We start from the raw sequence: 25,373 nt of genomic DNA, 5'->3' as shown, positions 1-25,373 counted from the left end.
AGCGTTCGTCCTGAGCCAGGATCAAACTCTCCGAAAAAGTACAAAACCGAAGTTTTGCTTTTCGCCAGTTTGACTGACTACCTATGAAGTATCATAGGATTTTTTTATAAAAACTCGAATTAACAGGTACGTTTTGTCTTGTTTAGTTTTCAAAGATCATCTTCGTTATCGCTCAGAGGCGACTTTCTTAATATAACATTTGAGCACCGTGTGCGTCAAGCGTTTTTTAAAATTTCTTTTTGTCAGCTTTTCTTTCAAAGCAACTCAGTTGCTCGTTAGCGACGTTTAATAATATACCATCATAATATTCATGCGTCAATATCTTTTTTCACAAAATATCCTCGATGATAGATTTTTTGTCCCTTTGTCTCAATCGGCTCCACTTGAACAATTCCTTTTTCCACAAAGAAATCAATCATAACGCTAAGGTCAGGCGTGAAATACTTTAGATCAGGGTGTGCAAGAAGCTCACCAAAAAGCCATATATCCTTCTGTTCCATGACATGACGCAAATGAGCGGCACCAATTTCTGCTTTTGAATGGATCAAAAAATCATTTGCTAAAAATAAAAGTTCCAAACGTTTATGCAGACTTTCATGGCTTTCAATCAGTTCTGAATAAAGTTTGTATACTTCCGGCTCCATATGACGTACTTGGTTCCAAACGGTCACTTCTGGGTGGAAGCCTTTATCAATTACTTCAATACGTGCTAAGTGATGCAGGGCATGCACAATGGAATTATATGCATCAAGGAATTGATTTGACTCAAAAAATGCTTTTCCTTCTATATATCTGCGAATGAGCTTGCCATATTCTAAACCGATTTTGAGTTTGCGGTTTGAAAACGGGAATGTACTTAGTTCATCAATTAAGTTGAAGATATATTCATTTCGATCAAACAGGACTTTGCCATTCAAAATCCAATCGATGATTCGGCGGTTAGTACCGAGGGTAATCCATTCCTTCAGTTGATCATCTGTGACAACGTTTAAAGAAGCTGTTTGGTGATCGGATTCATAGTGCTTGATAAATAACGGCTCTTCCGCTTCTTTTACGATGACTAAAAGTGCTGCATCAAAGTTATCCGTCTCAGAAGATACTTTATGTCTTCTTTCTACTATAATCACAGCCAATGTGTCTGGATGGCTTGCTCTCTCTTGATAAATAGGACGGAGAAGATTTTCCATAGTGATTCCTCCAATACTCGGGTGTAAAGTTCTTCTCTAATGCTATGTATTTCTCCTCATAGAATCAAAATTCCTTCAATACATGAAAAAAGATCATTGAATCATTATAAGCAATTTATTCACAAAACTCTATAACTAATTCAAACGGAAAGGTAAAATGTGCTATATTGGAGATAAGGGGGACTAGGGATGGCGAAATACTCCAGTAAGATTAATAAAATCAGAACATTTGCACTTAGTTTGGTTTTTGTTGGCTTTCTGATCATGTATATCGGTGTGTTCTTCAAGGAATCGATCTGGCTGTCGACTTTCTTTATGCTGCTTGGCGTCTTATCGATTGGATTAAGTACAGCCGTTTACTTTTGGATTGGTATGCTTTCTACGAAGGCTGTACGTGTCGTTTGTCCAGGCTGTGAAAAGGAAACAAAAGTGCTTGGGCGGGTGGACATGTGCATGCATTGCAGAGAGCCGCTTACACTTGATCCAGCATTAGAAGGTAAAGAGTTTGATGAATCCTACAATCGAAAAAAGTCATAAAAAAAGCTGACCATTTAAACGGTCAGCTTTTTCATTAATGATTTTCTTTTTTCGCACATTCTTGACAAGTTCCATAGATCTCCAAGCGATGATGACTGACTTTAAAGCCCGTCACATGGGATGCAAGCTGTTCAACTTCATCAAGGCCAGGATAGTGAAAATCTACGATTTTTCCGCAATTTTCACAAATCGCATGGTAGTGGTCAGATGTCGCAAAATCAAATCGGCTTGAGGAATCACCATACGTTAATTCCTTTACTAATCCAGATTCCCGGAAGACTCGTAAATTGTTGTAAACCGTTGCGACACTCATGTTTGGAAATTTTCCTTCAAGTGCTTTATATATATCGTCCGCGGTTGGGTGAGTCATAGAATTTACGAGAAACTCCAAGATGGCATGGCGCTGCGGAGTAATTCGAACACCGGTTTCTTTTAGAGCATCTAAAGCGTCTTTTAGTTCGTGAGCAGCCATTTCATCATGCACCTCTCTTCAAAAATATTCTTATATTATAATCTTTATAAATAGTGTACCCCCAGAGCCGAAACTTTGTCAATTACAATCCTCTTTTTTACCTATTCTTCTTTACAAAAAAGACCGGCATGACTGCCGATCTCATCCTGTGAGGATATTAAGCGTGAGCTTTCAATTCCTCAAGTGCTTCCTCTACGTGGTCTTTCACCTTTACTTTTCGCCATTCTTTCACAAGCGTGCCTTCTTTATTAATAAGAAACGTTGAACGCTCGATTCCCATATATTCTTTGCCAAAGTTCTTTTTCAGCTTCCATACCCCAAAGGCTTCAGACAATTTCTGTTCATCGTCTACAAGAAGCAGAAACGGCAAATCATGTTTTTCTTTAAATTTTTGGTGCTTGTCCTGACTGTCTGGGCTTACACCGATAATGACAGCATCTAATTCTGCAAAGCTTTGATGGCGGTCGCGGAAATCACATGCTTCTGTTGTACAGCCTGGTGTCATATCTTTTGGATAGAAATAAAGGACAATATGTTTTCCTTTAAAATCAGAAAGCTTTATTTTCTCCCCGTTGTCACCGGTTAATTCAATGTCAGGTACTTGCTGCCCTACTTCGATTGTCATGACACAATCCCTCCAACCTATTTTTTAATTAGCCTATCCAATTTTGAGAGGATATTCAACTAAGGACGCTTGCATCGGCATGTTAAAATAATGTTAGACGACGTGATACGTTGAGATAGGAGGCTATTTATGAAATTCACAGAATCAGAAAAATTACATCAAGAGGCGCTGGAGCACATTGTTGGAGGTGTCAACAGCCCGTCTCGTTCATATAAGGCAGTAGGCGGCGGTTCACCCGTTGCGATGGAAAGAGGAGAAGGCGCTTATTTTTGGGATGTTGACGGAAACCGCTATATTGACTATCTAGCAGCATACGGTCCAATTATTACAGGACATGCCCACCCGCATATTACAAAAGCCATCACGAAAGCGGCTGAAACAGGTGTCCTTTACGGAACACCAACGAAACATGAAGTCACTTTTGCTAAAATGCTGAAGGAAGCCATGCCTGCTTTGGACAAAGTTCGTTTTGTCAATTCAGGTACAGAAGCGGTGATGACAACGATTCGAGTGGCTCGCGCATATACAGGCAGAACAAAAATCATTAAGTTTGCCGGATGCTATCACGGCCACTCTGATCTTGTGCTTGTGGCAGCAGGCTCTGGTCCTTCCACTTTAGGAACACCTGATTCTGCGGGCGTACCAAAAAGTATCGCTAATGAAGTCATTACCGTTCCATTTAATGATATTGACAGCTATAAAGAAGCATTAGATCGCTGGGGTGATGAAGTAGCAGCTGTCCTTGTCGAGCCAATTGTCGGGAACTTCGGCATCGTAGAGCCTAAGGACGGTTTCCTGCAGCAGGTCAATGACCTCACACATGAAAAAGGCGCACTGGTGATTTATGATGAAGTCATTACCGCTTTCCGCTTTATGTATGGCGGTGCACAGGACTTGCTTCAAGTAAAACCTGACCTCACTGCATTAGGAAAAATTATTGGCGGCGGACTTCCTATCGGAGCTTACGGCGGTAAAAAAGAAATTATGGAACAAGTGGCCCCGCTTGGACCAGCCTATCAAGCTGGCACAATGGCAGGAAATCCTGCATCCATTCTTTCAGGTATTGCCTGCTTGGAAGTGTTAAAAGAAGACGGTGTTTACGAGCGTCTTGATCAGCTTGGCGCTATGTTAGAAGAAGGCATTTTAGCCCATGCCAAAAAGCATCAAGTAGATATTACAGTGAATCGCTTAAAAGGAGCGCTCACAATTTATTTCACAACAGAAACGATTGTGAACTACGAGCAGGCTGAAAATACGGATGGCGAAATGTTTGCCCGTTTCTTCAAATTAATGCTCGCCCAAGGCATTAACCTCGCTCCTTCTAAATATGAAGCTTGGTTCTTAACGATCGCACATACTGAAAAAGATATTTCTGAGACGCTAAAAGCAGTAGATCATGCATTTGCACAGCTAAAACAATCATAATGAAGTCCAAAACAGGCGTAAAAACATGCGCCTGTTTTTTTATTTACCAACTCTTGTTTGTCAAAAGCGTGCGAATCTGTTACATTTCTACTCAATACCTTCTTTAGATGTTTTCATGAACTTTCAAAAATCACTTGAATATTTCGGAAGACCGCTGTATATTACTTAGTTGTTTCATCAAAATATGAATGATAAATGACGAGTGATCATCTATTATCGAAAAGAAAGGGATGCAGGGACAAAACCAATGAAACTTGGAGCCCGTATTTTAAAAACTGGTATTGCCATTGTACTCGCGCTTTACCTGGCAACATGGCTCGGGTTGCCAACGCCCGTCTTCGCGGGAATTGCAGCTGTATTTGCTATCCAGCCATCAATTTATCGATCTTTTTTAACCATTGTTGATCAAGTGCAAGCCAATATTATTGGAGCAGCGCTTGCCATTACGTTCGGTCTGCTTTTTGGCACAGGACCAGTCATTATCGGTTTAACCGCCGTCATGGTCATCGCCATTAATTTAAAGCTGAAAATTGAACACACCATTCCAATTGCACTTGTAACCGTCATTGCGATTTTAGAAAGTGCAGGGGATCATTTCCTTTCCTTTGCCTTAATTCGAACAGCTACTGTGGTGTTAGGAGTTCTTTCTTCATTTTTAGTGAATTTAATCTTCCTGCCGCCAAAGTATGAAACAAAGCTTGTTCATCACATTATGGAAAATACGGAGGAGATTTTAAAATGGATCCGTCTGACCTCCAGACAGTCTACTGATCATTCCACATTAAAGGATGACATCGATCAAATAAAAGAACGCATGATCAAATTAGATCATATTTACTTGTTATACAAAGAGGAACGAAGCTATTTAAAGAAAACTACCTATGTCAAATCAAGAAAACTTGTTTTGTTCAGACAGGCCATTATGACATCAAATCGTGCTCTGTATTTACTGAAAAAGCTTCATAAATTAGAAAATGAAATTCATTTGATGCCAGAGCATTTCAGGGAAAGCTTAACGGATGAAATTGATTATTTACTGTATTGGCATGAGCGCACCTTGATGAAATTCGTCGGAAAAATGAAGCCGCAGGACGATGAATTTCAAAATGAATGCTCTCTTCGTCTTGAGACGTTAACGAAATCATTTATTCAGCATCAGCAAAACCAAGAAAATGACTTACTCGATTACAACATGCTGAATGTCATGTCCAGCATCATCGAATACCGTGATGAATTAGAACATTTAGATACATTGATTACAAGCTTCCAGACGTATCACCCAAAAGATAGTGAAATCGAGACAGAAGAAAAAGAAGCATAAATAGAAAAGACCGATTCTGAGAATCGGTCTTAAATTGTTGACAAAGAGCTAAAATGATCTTGATTTTAGCTCTTTGTCTTCTTTTCAGCGTGACCTGAAAACCTTTGCAGTCTAGGAAGAACGAGTACCGGAGCGGAGCGAATTGAGTATTCGTGAGCACCGGCACGCAGGACTGACACCGAATGTGAGGGTTTGCCCGCGCGCTGAGACCGATTCTGAGAATCGGTCTTATTTTATTTTCTTCATTTTAGGATCTAGTGTGTCTCTTAATCCATCCCCCATCAGGTTAAAGCCTAAAACAGTCAGCATGATCGCTATTCCTGGGAAGAATAATGTCCAAGGGGCTTGAACGAGATAAGGTCTCGCATCGGCGAGCATTTTCCCCCATTCTGGACTTGGCGCCTGTGCCCCCAATCCTAAAAAGCCTAAAGCGGCTGCCTCAATAATTGCCGTTCCGATCGCTAGCGTCGCCTGTACGATGACCGGCACCATACTATTTGGCAGGATGTGGCGCAGAACGATGCGGCGGTGTGACATCCCCACCGCCTTTGCTGCCAGCACGTATTCTTCTTGTTTAATACTCAGCACTTTTGAACGAACGAGCCGTCCAAAGGTTGGGACATTAATAATCGCAATGGCAATAAGGGCATTTTGTAAGGAGGGGCCTAGGATGGAGACAATAGCAATCGCTAATAGAATGCTAGGAAAAGCAAGTAAAATATCAAACAATCTTGAGATCACAGCATCTAACACTCTTCCGCCATAGCCTGCTATCAATCCAAGCAGTGTGCCTAAAATGACAGACCCGAGGACCGAGAAAAAACCGACCCATAAGGAAATCCGTGCTCCATGCACAACTCTTGAAAATATATCTCTGCCGAAATCATCCGTACCAAACCAGTGTGCAGCTGAAGGGGAACTAAATCGCTCACCGAGTGATTGTTCATTGATTCCATAAGGAGCAATGAGCGGCGCAAAGATCGCTAGGATCAGAAATAAAAAAACAATCACACTACCAATGACCGCCAGCTTATGCTGAAAGAACTGCTTCATTGATTCAAGAATCAATGATTGAGAGCGTTCATCTTTTGGCTGAGGTGGTTCAAGTTCTTTTTGTGCTTCCATATTGTCACTCTCCCTCCCTAATATTTAATCCTTGGATCAATGACCGCATACAAGATGTCCACAATGAAATTGATCAGGACAAATATAAGCGCAACGACGAGAATACCTGTTTGAATGACTGGGTAATCACGATAACTGATGGCGTCATATATATACCGCCCAATTCCCGGCCAAGCAAAAATGGTTTCTGTTAAAATCGCTCCACCAAGCAAGAGTCCTGTCTGAAGACCAATAATCGTCAAGATCGGAATGAGCGCATTTTTCAGGCCATGCTGATAAATGATAAAAAATGAACGTACTCCTTTTGCTTTTGCTGTTCGAATAAAGTCGGAATGAAGCACTTCCAGCATACTTGCCCTTGTAATTCTCGCAATAATCGCAGCAGGAATTGTGGCGAGTGCTGTACTTGGTAAGATCAAATGCTTGATGCTGTCAGCGAATTGATCAAACCGGCCTTGTAAAAGCGTGTCCAGTGTATGAATATACGTAATCGATTCGACTGGATTCCTTACGTCTTCTCGACCCGTTGTCGGCAAAATACCTAATTCGATCGAGAACAGCCACTGCCCCATTAAGCCTAACCAGAAAATTGGCATGGACACTCCGATGAGTGCAATAAACATCGCGGCATAATCAAAGAAAGAATGCTTAAACCAAGCACTAATGATCCCGGCATTCACTCCCACGACAATCGCCAGCACCATGGCAAAAAAGGTCAATTCTAACGTCGCAAATAAGTAAGGCTTCATTTCCTGGGCAATAGCCGCTCCTGTTCGAATGGAAGTCCCTAAATCCCCTTTTAAAAGGCCAAGCATATAATGACCGTATTGAACGTACCATGGCTGATCTAAACCGAGCTGGATCGTTAATTGTTCTACAGCCTCTTTCGTTGCCCGCTGTCCTAAAATGACCTGCGCTGGATTTCCAGGTATAAAACGAATAATTGAAAACACGACCAATGTCATTCCGATCAGTACTGGGATGAGCATTCCTGCCCGCTTCATACAATAAGCAAACAAACAGCTTTCACCGCCTTTATCTTTGTTTGATAAGGGAGATACATGATCTCCCTTATTTGCTTATTCGAAATACACGTCAGTTAAAGCTTCTGAACCAGTTGGATGCGGCTGATAGCCTTTTAAATCATTAGAAGCGGCAAGCATTGGAATCGAATGCACCAATGGAATCCAAGGCGCTTCGTCATGAATGATTTCCTGCGCTTTTTTATACAGCTCATTTCGTTTCTTTTGATCTGTGTCTGTTTGCGCTTCAATAAGAATGTCATGCATTTTATCGTTTTCGAAGAATGTATAGTTGTTACCGCCAATGCTGTCTTTGTCCAGCAGTGTGTAAATGAAATTATCAGGATCGCCATTGTCCCCTGTCCAGCCTAATAAGAACACATCTGCTTCCCCTTTACTTGCTTTATCTAAATAGGTCGCCCAGTCATATGTGACAACTTCTGCTTTGACGCCTACTTTTTCAAAATTTGACTGAATGACTTCCGCCACCTTCATGCCATCTGGCATGTATGGACGCGGTACAGGCATCGCCCAAAGCTTAATGCGAAAGCCGTCAGGGAAGCCCGCTTCTTTTAATAGTTCTTTCGCTTTTTCTGGATCATACGGATATGGCTCAATGTCGTCATTGTAGCCTTCTAAAGCTGGCGGCAATGGATTTTTTGCTGGCTCAGCAAGTCCGCCATAAAATGACTCAATAATCGATTCTTTATCGACCGCATAATTGAGTGCCTGACGAACCAGCTTGTTATCAAGCGGCTTTCTTGTGACGGTCAGTCCGATATAGCCTACGTTCATCGATGGTCTTTCAATGAGCTGGAGTGCTTTGTCGGTTTTAATGCCATCTACATCTGACGGATTCACGCCATCCATTAAGTCGATCTCGCCTGTTTTAAGGGCATTTAAACGAGCAGAGTTTTCTGGAATGGAGCGGAAGATGATTTGATTCAGCTTTGGTTTATCCTTCTGCCAATAATCCTCGTTTTTTTCTAACACGATACGGTCGTTTTGCTTCCACTCTTTAAACTTAAATGGTCCTGTCCCCACTGGATTTTCTCTAAATGAATCGCCGCTTTTTTCAACTGCGGCTGGACTGGCGATGCCAAATGGTGACATGGCGATGTTTTTGAGGAATGTCGCCTGCGGGCGCTTTAGCTGAAATTCAATTTCATGCTCGCCTTTGACGATGATGTCTTTAATGACATGCCCTTTATCTTTTTTATAGCCGCCAAACATACCATAGTAAGGAAACTTTTCTGCGTCTCCATTCATCCAGCGCTCAAAATTGAATTTCACTGCTTCTGCGTTAAAGTCTGTACCATCGTGGAATTTCACACCTTTTCTTAAGTAGAACGTGTATGATTTTCCGTCCTTTGCAACATCCCATTCTGTTGCGAGGCCAGGATGGATGGTCGTGTCTTTCTCACCGTAATTCAAAAGCTTTTCAAATATATTCTCTGTGACCTTGAAGGTTTCGCCTTCTGTCGTTGTAATTGGATCTAGTGAAGTGGAATCCCCCCCTCTGCCAAATACGAGGGTATCTTTTGTAGCCTTTTCTTCTGATGTCGGCGAAGACGAGCATCCGCCTAAAAAGAGCGCCAGTGCCAGCACAAAAATGAAACTACTGAATAACCATGTCTTCTTCATTGTGTTCCTCCTTTTGATATAAATAACACGCGGCCGCGTGCCCCGGTTCCTCCTCATACAAAGCAGGAACTGCTTTCAAGCATTTCTCCCATCTTTTTGGGCACCTTTTGTAGAAAGGACAGCCGCCGCGTTCCGTCATTGTGGACTCTTCTGCTGCCACGTCTTGCGCCACTAGTACGTGATCCATATGTGGAATGGATTTCAGAAGCAGCGACGTATAGGGATGAAGCGGGCTGTGAAACACCTCTTCGGCAGGCCCCATCTCGACAATGCGCCCAGCATACATGACGGCGATCCGGTCGCTCATATACCTGACAACCCCAAGGTCGTGAGAAATAAACAAATACGTCAGAGAAAGCGTCTTTTGCAATTCAAGCATCAAATTCAAAATTTGCGCTTGAACGGATACATCTAAAGCCGAAACTGGTTCATCGGCAATGACAAGACTTGGGTGCGTAATAAGTGCTCTAGCGATACCGATACGCTGCCTTTGTCCGCCGCTGAATTGATGCGCATAACGTTCCCCATAGGAAGGATCAAATCCAACAATGTGCAGCATCTCTTTAACCCGTTTCCGTCTTTCTGCTTTTGTCCCATGATGATGGACAATCAGTGGTTCCTCTAAAATATCTTTGATTTTCATTCTTGGATTTAAAGAAGCATATGGATCTTGAAAGATCATTTGAATATCTTTTCTTAAGGAACGCATGTCTCGTTCTTTTAGAAGGGTGATCTCCTGCCCTTTTAATTGAATAGAGCCTGATGTCGGTTCAGTCAATCTCATTAGGCTTTTGCCAAGTGTTGATTTACCGCAGCCCGATTCACCAACAATGCCAAGCGTTTCTCCTTCCTTCACGTGAAAGGACACTTGATTTAAAGCCAAAGTCGATTGTTTATGTTTAGAAAAAAAAGCGGCTGTGTCATACCGTTTTGTCAGCTGATTCACTTGCAAGAGTGGGTGACTCAGTGTCTTCTCCTCCTTCCATTAGAAAACATGCCACGCGGTGATTCTGTTCAATGGATTGTAAGGCTGGATCTTTTTCAAGACATTGCGCCATTTGATATGGGCAGCGTGGTGCAAATTGACAGCCGGACCGGATGGCCCCTGGCTTAGGCACATGACCTGCAATAGAGATGAGTTTTTCTTTTTTCTCTTTAAACGATGGGACTGAGGCGAAAAGACCTTTCGTGTAGGGATGCAGAGGTTTTTGAAAAATACGGTCAACGGTTCCTTCTTCTACAATTCGACCGGCATACATAATCATGACTCGCTGGCATATTTGCCGCACCACGCCTAGATCATGGGTAATAAATAAAATAGCAGTATCCATTTCTTCGTTCAGTTTTTTGAGCAGACGAAGGATTTGCGCTTGGATGGTTACATCAAGTGCAGTTGTTGGTTCATCAGCGATCATGAGCTTTGGGTGACAAAGCATTGCCATCGCAATCATGACTCGCTGGCGCATACCGCCTGATAATTCGTGTGGATATTTTTTAAGTAACGATTCCGCTTGCTTCAACCCAACTGTTTCAAGAAGATCAACTGCCTTCGCTTTTGCTTCTTTTTGACCGATTGCTTGATGTGTGAAAAGGGCTTCCGTCATTTGTTTGCCGATGGTCATTAATGGGTTCAGAGAGGTCATGGGCTCTTGGAAAATCATCGAAATGTCATTTCCTCTTATCTCTCGCCACTGTTTCTCTGAAAGTGACAGCAGATTTTGCCCTTCGAAATGAACCTCACCCGTTGTTTCGGTTTGCTGATTCAATCCCATTAATGACATGCTTGTGATACTTTTCCCGCAGCCAGATTCGCCCACAATCCCTAACGTTTCCCCTTTTTGAATCGAGAACGATATGTGATGGACGATGGGCACTTTTTGCTTTTTCTGCTGAAACGCAATGGACAGCTGTTTGACATCTAGCAGCACGTCTTGTTCTTTCACATATTCACCACCCCGTCATACTTTTTAAAATTGTATTGAGACAAGCTGGGAAATATGTCATGTTTTTGACAAGCATAAAAAAGCCTATCCGCTAGAATCGGATAGGCTTCTACTAATTTAATGTTTGAATGGTAAATAAATGACGATAGTGGCTGTCTTGGTTCATTAATTCTTCGTGTGTTCCTTTTTCCACAATTTCGCCTTGTTCCATGACCACAATTTGGTCAGCGTGTGTAATGGTTGATAATCGGTGTGCGACAATAAAAGTTGTGCGATCCTTCGCCAGCTTTTGCATCGCTTCTTGAATGTAATGCTCACTTTCTAAATCAAGTGCGGACGTCGCTTCGTCTAAAATCAAAAGCGGTGGATTTTTTAGAAATACCCTTGCAATGGAAATCCGCTGTTTTTGTCCGCCTGACAGCTTCACGCCCCGTTCTCCTACTTTCGTGTCATATCCTTCAGGAAGAGACATAATAAAATCATGGGCGTTTGCCGCTTTTGCAGCCGACACGATTTTTTCAAAAGATGCTTCAGGGTCACCAACCGCAATATTTTCTTTAATCGTGTCACTGAATAGGAATGTATCCTGCAGCACCATTCCGACTTGATTTCGAAGACTTCTTGCTTTGTACTCTTTTATATCAATGCCGTCAATTTCAAGTGACCCGTTTGTGACATCATAAAACCTTGGAATTAAGCTGACGAGTGTCGACTTCCCTCCACCGCTCATTCCTACAAGGGCAACTGTTTGTCCTTTTTCTACTTTCAAGGAGATATTGTGCAGAATCTCTTCCTGCGTGTGTTCATAACGAAACGACACATTTTTAAACTCTACCTCTCCTTTTAAATGATTGGCTTCTTTTGCATTTGGCCGGTCTGTGACCTCATATGGCTCATCAATAAACTCAAAGATCCGATCCATTGATGCAACGGACTGGGTTAACGTCGTGGATGAGTTAATGAGACGTCGAATCGGATTGTACATCCGGTCAATATAGCCGACAAAGGCGATCATGGTCCCAATCGAAAGCGACCCGTTAATTACGGTGTAGCCAGCAAATGCAATGATTAACAGCGGCGCAATGTCAGTGATGGTATTTACGACAGCAAATGTTTTGGCATTCCAATTCGTATGATTGATTGCTTTGTTTAAGAAATTTTTGTTTTCATCATGAAAATTCTCTTGTTCATATTCTTCAATCGCAAAGCTGCGAATGACCGGCATTCCTTGAACACGCTCGTGCAAATGCCCTTGCACTTCAGCCAGCGCCTGTGACCGCTCTTTTGTCAGCTTACGAAGCCGTCCGTAAAAATACTTTACTGCAAACGCGTATAGCGGAAAAATAATGACAGACACGATGGTGAGCTTCAGATCCAGTGTACACATAATAGCGATCACGATCAGTACAGTCATCATATCCAGCCAAATGTTCATGAGCCCTGTGATGACAAATTCCTTTGTCTGCTCCACATCGTTGATCACTCTTGAAATAATTTCTCCTGTTCTCGTGTTGGCATAATAACGAAGACTTAGCTTTTGAATATGCGAGAACAGCTTCTCCCGAATATCAAATAATACCTTACTGCCTGTCCACTGTGCGTAGTATTGTCTATAGTATTCAACAGGCGGTCTCAACACTAAAAATAATACGAGCATGATTCCCATTATGATCAGTAGAGTTGATGTCTTTTCTTCAGCTGACCCCGAGCCTTGAATGACATCATCAATGACGTACTTTAAAAGCAGAGGCAAGGTTAAGGGAATCGAGAACTTAATCATTCCGATCACCATTGTCAATGCAATCTGTTTTTTATACGGTGTTACAAAAGCCATGTAGCGTTTAATGACCCCCATGTAAATCTCCTTCCCAATCTATCAGTGCCTCTTATCCGTACGCAGTCAAAAACCTGTTAGCCTAAAAAGCCAAACAGGTTTTTTGATGCTCTTGCTTATTTTGTATAATGTAAAAAACGTTCATACCACATATCCACAAATTCAGGAGCAAACGGACCTTTCCGCTGGTGAATCCAATGCAGTAATGTATTCAGATGCTCTCTTAAGATACTATCGATTTCTTTTGGATAATTCATCTGCCTCTTATGATCTGCATATTCGTCCTCATCCAAAATATTGTACGTCATGTCTGGAAAGACTTTGACGTCTAAATCGTAATCAATATACTTAATTGCCTCATCATCTGTCGCAAAAGGAGAGCTGATGTTACAGTAATAATATACCCCATCATCTCTAAGCATCCCAATTACATTAAACCATTGTTTTGCATGGAAATAGCAAATAGCCGGTTCTCTCGTCATCCAAGTACGGCCGTCGGATTCAGTCACCATTGTACGGTCGTTTGCACCAATGATACACAATTCCGTTGCTTTCAGAATGGTGGTTTCATTCCAAATCCTGTGGATCAAGCCATTATGTTTATAGCTTTGAATTTGGATGGTTTCTCCTTCCTTGGGATAGCCCATATTTTCTCCCCTACTTTCTATAACAAACAAACCTAACAGTCCAAAGACCTAATTTCCCAACTAAACATGTCTCTATTATATTATACCGTTACATCATTAAAAAATGAAATGAAAAAGCCATTCAACCCAATTGAACGGCACACTGACTTACATCACGCTAGAACTCTTTTCCATCTGTTTATATGAATTGATGACCTCTTCTGTCTGTTTTGTAAATAAGGTTTGCACTTTTTGCAGTTCCTCACGTTTCTGTTTGATCTGATCACAAAGCTTATGCCACTCTTCTTTTTTTTCATCCTGCAGCAATTGTTTTTCTGTTTCTAAGCATAGATCGAGTTCTCCCTGCACATCGAGCAGCTGATCCATGAGCTGCATTTGTTCTTTTACAAGCTGATCGAAATCAGACATCTAACTCCTCCCTTTTCATCGAATCCACTTTTTGTCTGTATACCATTTCTTGAAAGAAGGAAGAAATCCTTTGACTGTTTATGTAGAGGTTTTACAGGTTTTGTCGGATGGTGGTGAGAGGCAAAAAGAAAAGCACTTCATTCGTATATGAAGTGCTTTCCTTTGTTTCAGTGATTAGCTGTTTTGTTGTTTGTTTTGCTCAGCTTTTTGGTTGTATTTTTTTACTTGCTGTGCGTCAGTCTCACTAGCAAATTCAGTACCAAATTGACCGCCTTGTGCAGAAGCTTGGTTTTGTTTCTTCACTTGTTGCGCGTTTGTTTTGTTTTGTTGTTGATCCATCATTATCACCTCCACGCACATTAATTTGTGCAGAAGGTGTACATCCTATTCATGATTTTTTTAAACAAGCAAAGAACGTCCGCCATCCACAATAATCGTCTGGCCTCTAATCATGTCTGCTTTGCCTGATACAAGGAATTCCACGCTGTCGACCATGTCTTTAATTTCCACCATTCGGCCGGCAGGTGTATTTTTCTTCGCATCTTCTAAAAGCTCTTCACGGTTCGGGAAGTGCTTGAGTGCATCGGTATCGATCGCGCCGCCTGATACTGCGTTGACGACGATATTTTTTTGTGACAGCTCTACAGAAAGGTAACGTGTCAAAGCTTCTAGTGCTGCTTTTGATACGCCGACTACTGTGTAATTTTCAAGGTAGCGAATAGAGCCAAGAGAGCTAATGCTGACGATATGTCCGCCGCCGTTTTTCTCCATTAGTTTCGCCGCTTCTTGTCCGCAAAATAACAAAGCTTTCGCATTGATATTCATCGTCCAGTCCCAATGATTTTCTTCAAGGTCCATAATTGGACGCTGAACACCTGATGCCGCGTTGTTCACAAATACATCTAAACGGCCAAAAGTTTCATCAATTTGTTGAAACATGTCTTTGATTTTCTCAGGCTGGCCTACATTGGCTTTGACAACCAATGTTTTAACGCCCATCGCTTCAATTTCTTCCGCTGTTTCAAGTGCGGCTTTTTTGCTTCTCGCATAGTTAATGACAATGTCATATCCTTTTTCAGCGAGGCGAAGGGCAACTTCTTTCCCTACCCCTCTGCTGCTTCCTGTAATTAATGCACATTTACGTTGACTCATTATGGTTCATCTCCTGATTTGAATAGTTTTCGTTCATTCGCTTCACACTAATAGGAAAGTTCCTATTAGGAGGTTACATTCATGTATGTCGGACGCGATTTAAGCCAGCTTGGCATGATGTCCAAGGATCAATGGAAAGATACTGAGCTTGCTTACTTTCATCATGCTTTCCAACAAATTTTACCTTATTTGAATGAAGAAGGGCAATCTAAGTATCGAGAAATCATTTCTGAAATCGAAGACCGCGGGGGATTGCACAGAAATGAAGCTGATTATACCCACGGGACAACGGTTAAATACGACTAGGCTGCTCAAGTGCCAGCTTCCAAATTTTTTGGTGTGAGACTGGCAAAGCATATGCCTCAAATTCTTCTGTTGTGACTTTTTTCAGCTTCGTGTCATCAGATACAGAGGTAACTCGTCCAAAGAAAACAGAAATATTCCAGATGAGGTGGGTAAATACATGCTGGATGGTGCCTTCTAGATCACCAAGCTCCGCTTGTACACCCGCCTCCTCTTTTAAGAAATCAATGAGCTGCTCTTTTTCCGTTTTTCTTCCCTTTGTTGTTTCCATGTTAGGGAATTCCCATAAATTCGCAAGGAGGCCTGTACTTGGCCGCTTATGAATATATAGGTTGCCTGCGTCATCAAATAACACCGCTGCTGCCATTGATTTCGCAGTCGGCTTTTTCTTTTTGCTTTTCACTGGGAGCTCATGCTGAACGCCTTCCTCGAATGCCGAGCAATGCATGTTTACAGGGCAAATGAGGCAGGCAGGGGAAGTTGGAGTGCAAATGAGCGCACCAAGCTCCATCAGCCCTTGATTAAATTCTGACGGCTTTTCCCGGGAAATGAGCTGATCGACCGCAAATTCGAAAATGTTTCTCGTTTTTGGTTTTGCAATATCATCCCATACGGACAAAATACGAGAAATGACCCTCATCACGTTGCCGTCTACCGCAGGATACGACTTGTTATAGGCGATACTCAGCACTGCGCCGCTCGTATATGGGCCTACACCTTTGAGCTTTGAAAATTGCTCTTTCGTATCAGGGACAATGCCACCGTAGGATTCATATACTTCTTTCACAGCTGCCTGTAAATTACGCACTCTTGAGTAGTAGCCAAGACCTTCCCATGCTTTCATGACCTTTTCTTCGTCAGCTAAAGCGAGATCCTTCACCGTCGGGAATTGCTCCATAAACCGGTTGAAATACGGAATGACCGTATCTACTCTCGTTTGCTGAAGCATCACTTCTGATACCCAGACGCGGTATGGATCTTGATTTTCACGCCATGGCAATGTTCGTTGTTCTTTTTCATACCAATCAATTAAATCATGCTGAAAGCCCGCAATATCTTTGCGGTCCAGCTTTTCTTGAATGTCTTTCATATCTATACTCCTTCTCATTGGACCGAGGGCTAACGTTCTGAATAGAACCTTATTTGTTGTATACTGTTTGTAGATACGTTAACATGTTACATTAAATCGGGATAAAGCAAAAGTGATTTTGCACATAGTCTTGATTGGAGACGTATACTTTGTATGATTGTTCCTAAGCATGACAACTAGGAGGTAATCAATTGGACACTGGTACTCATGTAGTAATGGGCATTTCTCTTGGGGGACTTGCACTTTTAGATCCAGCCGTCAGCGCAGATCCACACATGGCACACGCCGTGATGATCGCGACCATCGCCGGCTCCCAAGCACCAGACATTGATACTGTGCTAAAACTAAAAAATAATGCGGTTTATATAAGAAATCACCGAGGATTTACACATTCCATTCCGGCTGTACTGTTCTGGTCATTGCTGATTCCGGCTGTGATTTTCCCATTTGTACCGGGGGCGAATTTACTTCACCTTTGGTTATGGACACTATTAGCCGTTGTGCTTCATGTGTTTGTCGATATTTTCAACGCATACGGCACGCAGGCCATTCGTCCATTTTCGAAGAAATGGGTAGCGCTTGGGATCATTAATACGTTTGATCCGTTTATCTTTTTTACACACCTTGTCGCCATTGTCGTTTGGGCGATTGGCGGACATCCCGGCTATACGTTCATTACGCTGTATGCCGTGATTTTCTGTTACTATATTGTCAGGGTCATCATGCAGCTTCAGATTAAACGTCAGCTGCGTGCACGATTCGATGAAATTGAAGAGATTATCATTTCGCCTACAATGAAGTTCAGACAATGGCGCATTGCCGTGAAATGTAAATCCTCTTTCCATGTTGGGCGCAGCATGAATGGAGAAGTCGTCATTTTAGACACCTTTAACCGTGTGCCGGTCCCTGATACTGAAATTATGAAAATTGCTAAGCAAGATGAAAACATTTCAGCCTTTCTCTCCTTCTCCCCTGTCTATCGGTGGGAAGTGGATAAATTCAAGGATCATTATGAGGTGCGGTTCATTGATTTGCGCTACCGAAGCAAAGGTCATTATCCTTTTGTCGCAATCTGCCATATCGACATGGACCACCAAATCAAAAATTCCTATACCGGCTGGATTTTCAGTGAAGAAAAACTGCAAAAAAAATTAAGACTCGGCTCTGTGTGAGCGAGTCTTTTTTTGTTGTGTAGGGCTTGGATTTAGGGGGAAATTACATTGTTTTGATTATTCATTTGTGTAGATTTTGAACTGGATAGATATTTGAATTTATGTAATTCGCAGAAACAGTGATCTATGCACTTATGTTGAGTGCAACACCAAGCTTTCTTGTCTTTTCCCACCATTCACCATTTCAATCCATGCACTCATGTAGAGTGCGACAGGAGGAAACGGTATGAGTGAACACGTGTTAAAGATTTCAATCCACGCACTCATGTAGAGTGCGACACGGCAAAAGCTCTTGGAGTGGAAAATCACCACAATTTCAATCCACGCACTCATGTAGAGTGCGACTGCGATTTCCGCCCTAATTATAACATTTTTTAGGGAATGATCGTCAAAACCCTCAATTTTCTATATAGAATTTTGTTTTCACCCCTAAAAAATATACATTTTTTCTCATTTTTGTCGAATAAAACGGTGCGAATGTTCCAGGGATTTTATGCTCACCTCACATTCGCACCGACTTTATCTTAGTATGAAATCTATTGAAACTTGTTAATCATACTTCTTTATATTTCATCAACAATTTAATTCAATTAGATTCATGACTACTGACGCAGGAGGCAGAGTTATGTTTTCGCAATTATTAATCCATCCACTCATGTAGAGTGCGACTCAGGAAAGATACGAGACACTCACTGTGATTTCTATTTCAATCCACGCACTCATGTAGAGTGCGACCTTTACTGATTTGGAATCGGGGCAACGCAATAAGCATTTCAATCCACGCATTCATGTAGAGTGCGACTTCCTTAAAAATCATTATGATCTTTCCTCATTTATTTCAATCCACGCACTCATGTAGAGTGCGACTATATTTGATTCCGAAGTACACAAAGGCAAGTAGATTTCAATCCACACACTCATATAGAGTGCGACCGATGATGTTCAGCCTTTTATTGATTTTGCCAATAATTTCAATCCACGCACTCATATAGAGTGCGACTACAACCCAAAGAAAAAATCCTGAGGAGTGATGAATTTCAATCCACGCACTCATATAGAGTGCGACTGCGATTTTCGCCCTAATTATAACATTTTTTAGGGAATGATCGTCAAAATCCTTAAGTTTCTATATAGAATTTTGTTTTCACTCCTAAAAAATATACATTTTTTCTCATTTTTGTCGAATGAAACGGTGCGAATGTTCCAGGGATTTTATGTTCACCTCACATTCGCACTTAGTCTTATGAAATGACGTCGTCCATTTTAAGTCTTCCATAGCCTGCATTTGTTTTAGCGCCGATTCCTTCGTGTTCTAAAGCTCCTAGTAAGATGGTTTTGGCGAGTTCGAGCCATTCCGCTTCTTCTGGTCGATTCTTTTTTGTTTTCAATAGAAGTTGAAAGCGGCCGTTGACCACCGTTAAGAAATGAATCGGTGTTGGTGAGTCATCATCTCGAGGGGCTGGAACACTTCCCCCTTTGTTCATCTTATCTAGCTTGACGCTGTTATAGTCTGAATGATGTGGTGTCATCACATCTACTTTGAATGCTTCCTTTACTGTCTCAGGCATCATGAGCGCATCATGAAATTCGATCATGCCAGCACGTTCGTTTGTTCCAAACAATGTGTTGTAATCACTACCACCTTGTTTTAGTTCTGGAAAGTTTTCACCTAATACAGAATGGGCATAATGAGAGGCTACACCTTTTAAAGCTGTTCCTGGTAAATAAGGAATGCCGTATATCGGGTGTAATAACAATCCCGTTTCAAGTACACCCTCTCCTCCATGTCCAATGACTAACGGCGATATGGATTTGACTAGGCATGTGGGGTTCGTATCGGTATAATATTGCTCCACAAATCTTTCATACAAAAAGCGATTTTCCCCCCACTGTTTTCGATGTAGACGAATTACATTTTCATAAAATGACTGCTTCTCCGCACTGTCATTTATGATGTCCGACAATGTAGAACCACCAATCTCCCATTTGCTTTTGTTTAAGGTTAATGACAGATTCATTGGATGTCCTCCACATTTTCCGCCCCTTGTTCCACCTTTAAAATAGATTCCGCATATCTTTTTAACCAAACAGATGCACTTAAAGCTTGTCTTGATTTGATTAAGTAATCTCGATTGGAAGCTGACCAATCTCCTTGTATATCTAGTGTTTCTTTTATATCTTGAACGAATTGTTGATAAGCATTTCCTTTTTTTGATTTTGCCTCAAAAAATGTAATGGTGAGCCTTAATCCATTTGTTAAGATCATTGAGGCGAATCTGTGACAGAGTTGTCCATATTGATTTGAGAAATTCTCCTCATTCGATTTGGCATTCATCACATGTTGATACGCTTTCTCAGCATAATGATGTTGAATGAGTTTCATGATCCCTCCCCTCCTGTCATACGCCAGGATACTCTTCCTTTACCTACGTTTGTGTTTCCACCTAATTGAAGATACATCTGTTTTTCTAGTTGATTTAAAAGTTGGTGTCTAACAGATAAATCATTGCTTCCATCGACACGATCACACCACATGAGCCCATAAAATATGGCTTCTGCTGGTACATACTCTTCATACCAGAGAGCACCTTTACTAACTGTTTGGGTTTCATGATCAATTCTAATACGAGGTGTCACTTCAGAATTCATGGTGACAATGTATTGAAAAACGTCATCACTTACAATCACAAATCGTTCTATCCAAAGAGTTTGTGATTGTTTATCGTCGAATAAAAGTTTGGCCATCTTTTCAGCAAAATCGGTTAGTTGTGGAGATTTTTTTGCAGCCCCTTGGAATTCACCTAGGTATAATTCGTCATTCTCTACTAATTTAGAATTCATGGTGACTAGCGTGCTTGATTCTTCGATGAGATCAGGGATATCCAGCGATACGCCTAATGCTTTTGCATCGCGGGCTAATCTTTTCAATATGAGTGGACTTGCCACATATCCAAATGTACCGTATCTACTCGCCACCGGGAATGAAAATAACCGGCCATCTGTCATGACGACTGCTCCTGCGCTTCCATCTTGATCTCCTTGTGTGCCAAATACTTTTTGTACGAATGTGTCTTGTCCTTTCGCGCGATAATGTTCACGCTGCACGCCTTTAATACTGCTTCCAGGTATAATCGGCCATTCTGTTACTTTTTCTCGTTGAATGGGCATATCAATCACGCCAACTCCTTCACCCGCTCCAATATGAAGGGGGGATAAACAATGTATCCAAAACCAACGGCTTGCTTCCATCATCTCACTCCTCTTATTCATTCGGTTTCCATGTTCCCCAAAGTGCTAACCCGCAGCCATCTTCACGATCAAACGCTTCTTTGCGCCGGTTACGATCAGATACTGATTGAAGCCACATTTTTTCGGCCAGTTCTGCCGGATCTCCTTCTTCTACTATAAAGAAGTAAACGCTACCCGCGGGGACTAAGCGGCGGATTGCTTTTTCACGCCCTTTGTCTTTATTTGCTAAGCTCCATCCAGAGATAGGCTGCCAATGTGGAACAGATGCCCAAACCAATTTCAGTCGTACATTCGTATCAAATAGTGGTTTTGACATGAGCTGTTCATCCAGCCAACCGGGCTGCCATCCTTTACTGAAATAAGCAGGTGTCGCCAATATCATGCGAACATACGGCTTGTTCTTAAGCGATTCTTTAATCATATCTGGACATGTCCAATCTTGTTGGTATACATGTGGCCGGTCTTCTATATGAGCCAGCCGCCTTTCACCACCGATTGGGTGAAGACTTGAGAAAGGCTTTAATGCTTCTGACTCTTCAGTAGATAACTCTATTCCCGCCTCCAGTTTAAAGTCATCTGGGAATACGAGTGATTCTGTTGAAAATAGATGCTGATCTTTTGCCTTTTTACTGCCAGTTTCCACCTCAATTTGTGTTCGTTCCTGACGCTGTAATGCTGGAATAAATGCCGGTGGTGTTTCCTTTTTGAAAGCATGATTTTCCTTCTGCATATGTTGGTATTCAGTCAAGGCTTCCTTCACCTGACTCTCATTCACTGCGTCTGTCAGCCAGTTCACCATCCACTTTAGTGATACAAAAGCAGGCGGCGATTTCATTTTTTTACGAGCACCAGCTCCAATTGGCGGCCATAATGCCTCACTAAAACGGCCTGTTTTTCCTGTACCAAAAAAGCCCTGTCCTTCCGACATCATTGGCTTTGGTCTCACTTGATTCATCCCATACTCATCATCGAATAACTCAAGGTCATTAGGCATTGGCACATATAAATGATCATGCCAGCGATATAAAGGACCTCGCACAAGAGATTTCGCATAATAAGAAAGTGGCGTGGTATGTTTGATTGATTGTCGTTTCTTTGCTAGAGCTGTACGAAGTGTTCCTGCGACCACACTCGGCGGAACATCGTTTAATGAACGCGCCCGTATACCCGGTACACTTTGAAATGGGCGTGCATCACGAATAAGCAGCGGATCAAGCGGTTGAATGTGAAACCATCTTTCAGGCATGTCCACTTACCTCCTCTAGTTGAAGAGCAATGATCATACATTCAGCGATTGTATGTAATTCTTCTAATGTATTCTTCTTCGGTATATACTTCGCAATCAATTGATCGATCCACTCTTTCGTTTCTTGCTCTGTTTTTGCTTCCGTTTTCTTTTTGAATGCAAGACGTCTTATCTCTAGTGGAATGAGTTCATCTAAGATTTCCGGCTGTTTTCTAAAAGAAGACTGTTCGTATGTTTGATACAACTCTCGTAAGCCATATGCAAAGCCATTCGTGAAATAAGACTGTTTTAACCACGTCGTCATCTCTTGGATAGAGGCCACTGGATCTATTTGAAATGAGACTGAGATATTCATTGTGTCTCCTCCGCCTCGCTTTTGGAAATGAATCGCTAATGAATTTCGCTCTTGTTTTGCATATTGTTCGGCCTGACGTGCCATGCTTCTTACTTCTTCAAGAGGCTCAAGCATATGAACGATGGCGATGCCAATTGAAATCGAAGGAGGTGTCTCACTATGTTGATGAGCCTTCATCGTTGAAACAAATTTACTTTGCAATTTCCCAGCTGCTTCTAAGCATTTGTGAACCGGTACATAAGCCATGACATCATCTCCACCACCATAAATCAATGTACCTTCACATTCGGAAATAATCTCACTTGCCTTTGAAGCAAAAGTTGAGAGCGTGTTAGAAAATGCAATATGACTTTCTACATGCTGTATATTTCGTAGTTGGCTGCCCATCTTATCTCCATCCGCCATGAGAAAGGCATAGTAAGGTGAAGGTGCTGGTGGTTTAATCGGCTGGCCGTGATGCTTGCTGTATTCACCTTTGAAATATTTTTCAAGCAGCTGTGTGATGTCATTTTTCGCTTCTGTTCGTGTGGTCCCGACAAGTCCACGTTGTTCAAGATAATCTTCTATTCTTCTTTCATAAAAAAGCGATGCCTCACTCAAATCAATAGGGGCTACTGTCAGATTCATATTCTTAAGATATGTTTCTACATCTTTCACATATTGTGTGGCTGCTTTCTTCATCTGTTCATTTTGGTCCAACATATTTTGATAGGGAGCAAAAGCTTTATCACATACAGATGGAAATGTCATACTCGGATGCTTATGTAAGGACAATCGTTTGATCACTGAAATCGCATCTAATGATTCATGTTCACCAATTCCCCATTTTGCTAGTTGCGCCACTTGCTGTGGTTTTTTTTGCTTTTGGAAAACAGACTCTCGTCCACCGTCAAGTGATGATTTTGGTTCACCGAATAACGCCCCTGGTTCATTTTGTTTAAAATCTCTTAACGTCTTCCGTGCCGCCATTAAACCTTCGACTTCTTGAAGAGCCAAATGATATGGACTTGCGGACGCATTTGCCGCTCTGTCTTGATTTTGCACCTCAGTCCACACAGCATAAAATTCCAATAAATCATCTACTTGTCGATTCCATGTGCCTATTTGAATATAAGGATCCACAATCTCTCTTACAAAATCTGCGTATTCCTTCCATTTGTCATATATTGCTTTTTTCACTTGTCTTGCAACGGATGAAGGCTGTTCGTATGAGATTTCTCCCAATATTTTATTTGGTGAGTTGTTTGTTTCTGCGTCGTTTGGTTCTGCAGAGGATTCGTTGAACACAGGGAAAATAAGCGTTCCACCCAGTTGTTGAAATTTCTTCGCACCTGCTTTACTTAATTCAGATAGAAGAAAAGAGCCAAACCATAAATCACGCGTCCGCCTTGCTTGCGCAATAAATTCTTGAACAGGCCCTATCGAAAATAGCATCAATGTTTGTTTTTGTGATTCTTCTGACAAAATGTTTGCACCTCCTTGCTATGTAAAAAGGCTTGAATCGCCGATGAGTGCGTCCGGCCACTCTCGTCTTGTAATGGGTTTTTTGAGTAGGTGGCTGTTGGATAGATACTTTGTTCATCTGTTACATCAGGCAAAGGCTTTCCTTTTCCTAAAAGCGATAAAGCTTCTATCTGTGGTTGCTGCAGCACCATAATCATGCCTACCGATTCCTTTTGATTAATAGATAACGGTTTTAAGATGAGTGGTGAAGCCAAGCGATTTTTATTTCGCGGGACTAACGTCTTTGTATTAGGCTCCTTTTGAAACCACTTTCTTTTTGCTTTTTCTTCTTTGCTTCGCTTCTTATCTTTTTTCGATTCCTTTTTAAAGTTAAATACAATCGGCATACCAAATTGCGCCCTAGGAAAAGCGATATATCTCTTTGGTTTATTTGAAGGATACGGTAATTGATGATCAGGATGTGACATATTCGCTAGATGACGTATGGAATCTGCCTCAGGCCAATAACTTCTCCCAGCCTCCCCATTTTGGATATTATGTTTTTTACGAAATTCAATGTATGTATCCATTGTTTTCGTCCAGGATAAATGCGTTTGAGAAGCTTTATTCTGTAATCTAAACTCCCAACTGAGTGTTGGCCATTCACGAGATACTTCGGGAATAGAGATAGCATATTGACATACTTTCTCTTTAAACCATTGATCAAATCGCTCCTTACTGACTTCTTGCTCTTTAGGAGAAAATGTTTCACAGTATAAACTCCCACAACCACGTCTCGTTCTTGCACCAAGTCCCCCAAAATTGATCCACGCCCATAGTGCAGCTTCGATTTCATTGCCTAACTTCTTTTTGTCTTGTGAAGTCATTGAAGCACTCTCGGTCAAATAAACATTCATTTTGAAATATCCCATAAACATTTTATTTGGTGTTTTTTGAAAAATATATGTTGGAGGGAATTTGATTTGTTTTTTTTCTTTAAATATTTCTTCAACGATTACTTTAATTAAGCTGCTTTTTTCTGTATGACCAAATATCTCTGCTTCTCGTTTAGAGAACTGAGGTATCTAGATACAGCAACATCAAACAAGTATTTGTCTATTACCGGTATATTACTCAAAAGCTGTCGTACAACTTCAAAGATGATGAGTTTCC

Annotated in this window: 24 protein-coding genes and 1 pseudogene; 5 read left to right on the top strand and 20 right to left on the bottom strand. The window is 41.5% G+C overall.

Going from position 1 to position 25,373, the window contains the following annotated elements; translation table 11 throughout:
* Positions 1 to 308 precede the first annotated feature (308 nt).
* A complete protein-coding gene (locus ASE42_RS10900; RefSeq protein ID WP_024425790.1) occupies positions 309 to 1,187 on the bottom strand; it encodes a nucleotidyltransferase-like protein in 879 nt (292 codons plus the stop codon).
* Between the two features lie 189 nt (positions 1,188 to 1,376).
* Here ASE42_RS10900 and ASE42_RS10895 point away from each other — a divergent pair, with 189 nt between their 5' ends.
* Complete coding sequence (locus ASE42_RS10895) at positions 1,377 to 1,724, top strand: YgzB family protein (RefSeq protein ID WP_024425201.1); 348 nt, start codon at positions 1,377 to 1,379, stop codon at positions 1,722 to 1,724.
* Between the two features lie 34 nt (positions 1,725 to 1,758).
* On the opposite strand, the gene perR is transcribed toward ASE42_RS10895, so the two are convergent.
* Both perR and bcp read right to left on the bottom strand, forming a co-directional pair.
* Positions 1,759 to 2,196, bottom strand: a complete 438-nt coding sequence (gene perR / locus ASE42_RS10890; RefSeq protein ID WP_012009347.1) for a peroxide-responsive transcriptional repressor PerR — start codon at positions 2,194 to 2,196, stop codon at positions 1,759 to 1,761.
* 157 nt (positions 2,197 to 2,353) lie between these two features.
* Positions 2,354 to 2,821 carry a thioredoxin-dependent thiol peroxidase gene (bcp, locus tag ASE42_RS10885; RefSeq protein ID WP_056766971.1) on the bottom strand — a complete coding sequence of 156 codons (468 nt, stop codon included), beginning with the start codon at positions 2,819 to 2,821 and terminating at the stop codon, positions 2,354 to 2,356.
* Between the two features lie 129 nt (positions 2,822 to 2,950).
* On the opposite strand from bcp, the gene ASE42_RS10880 reads away from it, so the two are divergent.
* Together ASE42_RS10880 and ASE42_RS10875 are read left to right on the top strand one after the other, a co-directional pair.
* Positions 2,951 to 4,246, top strand: a complete 1,296-nt coding sequence (locus tag ASE42_RS10880) for a glutamate-1-semialdehyde 2,1-aminomutase (RefSeq protein WP_024425792.1) — start codon at positions 2,951 to 2,953, stop codon at positions 4,244 to 4,246.
* A 247-nt stretch (positions 4,247 to 4,493) separates the two neighbouring features.
* Positions 4,494 to 5,567, top strand: coding sequence for an FUSC family protein (locus tag ASE42_RS10875; RefSeq protein WP_024425203.1), 1,074 nt, complete (start codon positions 4,494 to 4,496; stop codon positions 5,565 to 5,567).
* A 228-nt stretch (positions 5,568 to 5,795) separates the two neighbouring features.
* Here ASE42_RS10875 and ASE42_RS10870 read toward each other — a convergent pair whose 3' ends face one another.
* From ASE42_RS10870 to fabL, 10 genes and pseudogenes are all read right to left on the bottom strand, one after another.
* A complete protein-coding gene (locus ASE42_RS10870) occupies positions 5,796 to 6,692 on the bottom strand; it encodes an ABC transporter permease (RefSeq protein ID WP_056766969.1) in 897 nt (298 codons plus the stop codon).
* A gap of 17 nt (positions 6,693 to 6,709) precedes the next feature.
* Positions 6,710 to 7,711, bottom strand: a complete 1,002-nt coding sequence (locus ASE42_RS10865; RefSeq protein ID WP_024425205.1) for an ABC transporter permease — start codon at positions 7,709 to 7,711, stop codon at positions 6,710 to 6,712.
* A 60-nt stretch (positions 7,712 to 7,771) separates the two neighbouring features.
* Entirely contained in the window at positions 7,772 to 9,358 is a 1,587-nt protein-coding gene (locus ASE42_RS10860; protein WP_056766967.1) for an ABC transporter substrate-binding protein, read from the bottom strand.
* The gene (locus ASE42_RS10855; protein WP_082580740.1) at positions 9,333 to 10,310 is read right to left on the bottom strand and encodes an ABC transporter ATP-binding protein; all 978 of its coding nucleotides are present in this window, start codon (positions 10,308 to 10,310) and stop codon (positions 9,333 to 9,335) included. The genes ASE42_RS10860 and ASE42_RS10855 overlap by 26 nt, the downstream gene beginning before the upstream one ends.
* The gene (locus ASE42_RS10850) at positions 10,279 to 11,301 is read right to left on the bottom strand and encodes an ABC transporter ATP-binding protein (protein ID WP_056766964.1); all 1,023 of its coding nucleotides are present in this window, start codon (positions 11,299 to 11,301) and stop codon (positions 10,279 to 10,281) included. Before ASE42_RS10850 ends, ASE42_RS10855 begins: the two co-directional genes overlap by 32 nt.
* Before the next feature lie 112 nt (positions 11,302 to 11,413).
* The gene (locus ASE42_RS10845; RefSeq protein WP_025093468.1) at positions 11,414 to 13,156 is read right to left on the bottom strand and encodes an ABC transporter ATP-binding protein; all 1,743 of its coding nucleotides are present in this window, start codon (positions 13,154 to 13,156) and stop codon (positions 11,414 to 11,416) included.
* A gap of 95 nt (positions 13,157 to 13,251) precedes the next feature.
* Positions 13,252 to 13,782, bottom strand: a complete 531-nt coding sequence (locus ASE42_RS10840) for a DUF402 domain-containing protein (RefSeq protein WP_024425209.1) — start codon at positions 13,780 to 13,782, stop codon at positions 13,252 to 13,254.
* Positions 13,783 to 13,929: 147 nt separating this feature from the next.
* Complete coding sequence (locus tag ASE42_RS10835) at positions 13,930 to 14,190, bottom strand: YgaB family protein (RefSeq protein ID WP_056766962.1); 261 nt, start codon at positions 14,188 to 14,190, stop codon at positions 13,930 to 13,932.
* Positions 14,191 to 14,364: 174 nt separating this feature from the next.
* Positions 14,365 to 14,514: pseudogene (locus ASE42_RS10830) on the bottom strand (gamma-type small acid-soluble spore protein); the annotation flags it as partial.
* Between the two features lie 75 nt (positions 14,515 to 14,589).
* Positions 14,590 to 15,342 (bottom strand): enoyl-[acyl-carrier-protein] reductase FabL, encoded by a 753-nt coding sequence (gene fabL / locus ASE42_RS10825; RefSeq protein WP_024425211.1) that lies wholly within the window; start codon positions 15,340 to 15,342, stop codon positions 14,590 to 14,592.
* 81 nt (positions 15,343 to 15,423) lie between these two features.
* Between fabL and ASE42_RS10820 the strand changes: the two genes are divergently transcribed.
* Entirely contained in the window at positions 15,424 to 15,648 is a 225-nt protein-coding gene (locus ASE42_RS10820) for a hypothetical protein (RefSeq protein WP_003217808.1), read from the top strand.
* On the opposite strand, the gene mutY is transcribed toward ASE42_RS10820, so the two are convergent.
* Positions 15,635 to 16,735 carry an A/G-specific adenine glycosylase gene (mutY, locus tag ASE42_RS10815; RefSeq protein ID WP_056766960.1) on the bottom strand — a complete coding sequence of 367 codons (1,101 nt, stop codon included), beginning with the start codon at positions 16,733 to 16,735 and terminating at the stop codon, positions 15,635 to 15,637. The genes ASE42_RS10820 and mutY overlap by 14 nt on opposite strands.
* 191 nt (positions 16,736 to 16,926) lie before the next feature.
* Between mutY and ASE42_RS10810 the strand changes: the two genes are divergently transcribed.
* Entirely contained in the window at positions 16,927 to 17,907 is a 981-nt protein-coding gene (locus ASE42_RS10810; protein ID WP_041087350.1) for a metal-dependent hydrolase, read from the top strand.
* A gap of 1,241 nt (positions 17,908 to 19,148) precedes the next feature.
* Here ASE42_RS10810 and cmr6 read toward each other — a convergent pair.
* Genes cmr6 through cmr1 form a run of 6 tightly spaced genes read right to left on the bottom strand, consistent with a single transcriptional unit; the run spans position 19,149 to position 25,285 of the window.
* Positions 19,149 to 19,925, bottom strand: a complete 777-nt coding sequence (gene cmr6 / locus ASE42_RS10805; protein ID WP_235566755.1) for a type III-B CRISPR module RAMP protein Cmr6 — start codon at positions 19,923 to 19,925, stop codon at positions 19,149 to 19,151.
* Positions 19,922 to 20,290, bottom strand: coding sequence for a type III-B CRISPR module-associated protein Cmr5 (cmr5, locus tag ASE42_RS10800; protein ID WP_056766955.1), 369 nt, complete (start codon positions 20,288 to 20,290; stop codon positions 19,922 to 19,924). Before cmr5 ends, cmr6 begins: the two co-directional genes overlap by 4 nt.
* Positions 20,287 to 21,156 (bottom strand): type III-B CRISPR module RAMP protein Cmr4, encoded by an 870-nt coding sequence (cmr4, locus tag ASE42_RS10795; protein ID WP_235566753.1) that lies wholly within the window; start codon positions 21,154 to 21,156, stop codon positions 20,287 to 20,289. Before cmr4 ends, cmr5 begins: the two co-directional genes overlap by 4 nt.
* 13 nt (positions 21,157 to 21,169) lie before the next feature.
* A complete protein-coding gene (cmr3, locus tag ASE42_RS10790) occupies positions 21,170 to 22,402 on the bottom strand; it encodes a type III-B CRISPR module-associated protein Cmr3 (protein WP_056766951.1) in 1,233 nt (410 codons plus the stop codon).
* Complete coding sequence (cas10, locus tag ASE42_RS10785) at positions 22,395 to 24,221, bottom strand: type III-B CRISPR-associated protein Cas10/Cmr2 (protein ID WP_056766949.1); 1,827 nt, start codon at positions 24,219 to 24,221, stop codon at positions 22,395 to 22,397. The genes cmr3 and cas10 overlap by 8 nt, the downstream gene beginning before the upstream one ends.
* Entirely contained in the window at positions 24,191 to 25,285 is a 1,095-nt protein-coding gene (gene cmr1, locus ASE42_RS10780) for a type III-B CRISPR module RAMP protein Cmr1 (RefSeq protein ID WP_268750504.1), read from the bottom strand. Before cmr1 ends, cas10 begins: the two co-directional genes overlap by 31 nt.
* Between the last annotated feature and the right edge of the window lie 88 nt (positions 25,286 to 25,373).

The organism is Bacillus sp. Root920, from assembly GCF_001429445.1.
Taxonomy (GTDB): domain Bacteria; phylum Bacillota; class Bacilli; order Bacillales; family Bacillaceae; genus Bacillus; species Bacillus safensis.
Note: the sequence above shows the minus strand (reverse complement) of the source record. Positions and strands in the feature narration are given on the sequence as shown.

Coding starts and splice junctions, on each gene's coding strand:
- ASE42_RS10900 (WP_024425790.1), bottom strand. CDS start 1,187: ATGGAAAATCTTCTCCGTCCTATTTATCAAGAGAGAGCAAGCCATCCA.
- ASE42_RS10895 (WP_024425201.1), top strand. CDS start 1,377: ATGGCGAAATACTCCAGTAAGATTAATAAAATCAGAACATTTGCACTT.
- perR (WP_012009347.1), bottom strand. CDS start 2,196: ATGGCTGCTCACGAACTAAAAGACGCTTTAGATGCTCTAAAAGAAACC.
- bcp (WP_056766971.1), bottom strand. CDS start 2,821: ATGACAATCGAAGTAGGGCAGCAAGTACCTGACATTGAATTAACCGGT.
- ASE42_RS10880 (WP_024425792.1), top strand. CDS start 2,951: ATGAAATTCACAGAATCAGAAAAATTACATCAAGAGGCGCTGGAGCAC.
- ASE42_RS10875 (WP_024425203.1), top strand. CDS start 4,494: ATGAAACTTGGAGCCCGTATTTTAAAAACTGGTATTGCCATTGTACTC.
- ASE42_RS10870 (WP_056766969.1), bottom strand. CDS start 6,692: ATGGAAGCACAAAAAGAACTTGAACCACCTCAGCCAAAAGATGAACGC.
- ASE42_RS10860 (WP_056766967.1), bottom strand. CDS start 9,358: ATGAAGAAGACATGGTTATTCAGTAGTTTCATTTTTGTGCTGGCACTG.
- ASE42_RS10845 (WP_025093468.1), bottom strand. CDS start 13,156: ATGGGGGTCATTAAACGCTACATGGCTTTTGTAACACCGTATAAAAAA.
- ASE42_RS10840 (WP_024425209.1), bottom strand. CDS start 13,782: ATGGGCTATCCCAAGGAAGGAGAAACCATCCAAATTCAAAGCTATAAA.
- ASE42_RS10835 (WP_056766962.1), bottom strand. CDS start 14,190: ATGTCTGATTTCGATCAGCTTGTAAAAGAACAAATGCAGCTCATGGAT.
- fabL (WP_024425211.1), bottom strand. CDS start 15,342: ATGAGTCAACGTAAATGTGCATTAATTACAGGAAGCAGCAGAGGGGTA.
- ASE42_RS10820 (WP_003217808.1), top strand. CDS start 15,424: ATGTATGTCGGACGCGATTTAAGCCAGCTTGGCATGATGTCCAAGGAT.
- mutY (WP_056766960.1), bottom strand. CDS start 16,735: ATGAAAGACATTCAAGAAAAGCTGGACCGCAAAGATATTGCGGGCTTT.
- cmr6 (WP_235566755.1), bottom strand. CDS start 19,925: ATGAATCTGTCATTAACCTTAAACAAAAGCAAATGGGAGATTGGTGGT.
- cmr5 (WP_056766955.1), bottom strand. CDS start 20,290: ATGAAACTCATTCAACATCATTATGCTGAGAAAGCGTATCAACATGTG.
- cmr4 (WP_235566753.1), bottom strand. CDS start 21,156: ATGGAAGCAAGCCGTTGGTTTTGGATACATTGTTTATCCCCCCTTCAT.
- cmr3 (WP_056766951.1), bottom strand. CDS start 22,402: ATGCCTGAAAGATGGTTTCACATTCAACCGCTTGATCCGCTGCTTATT.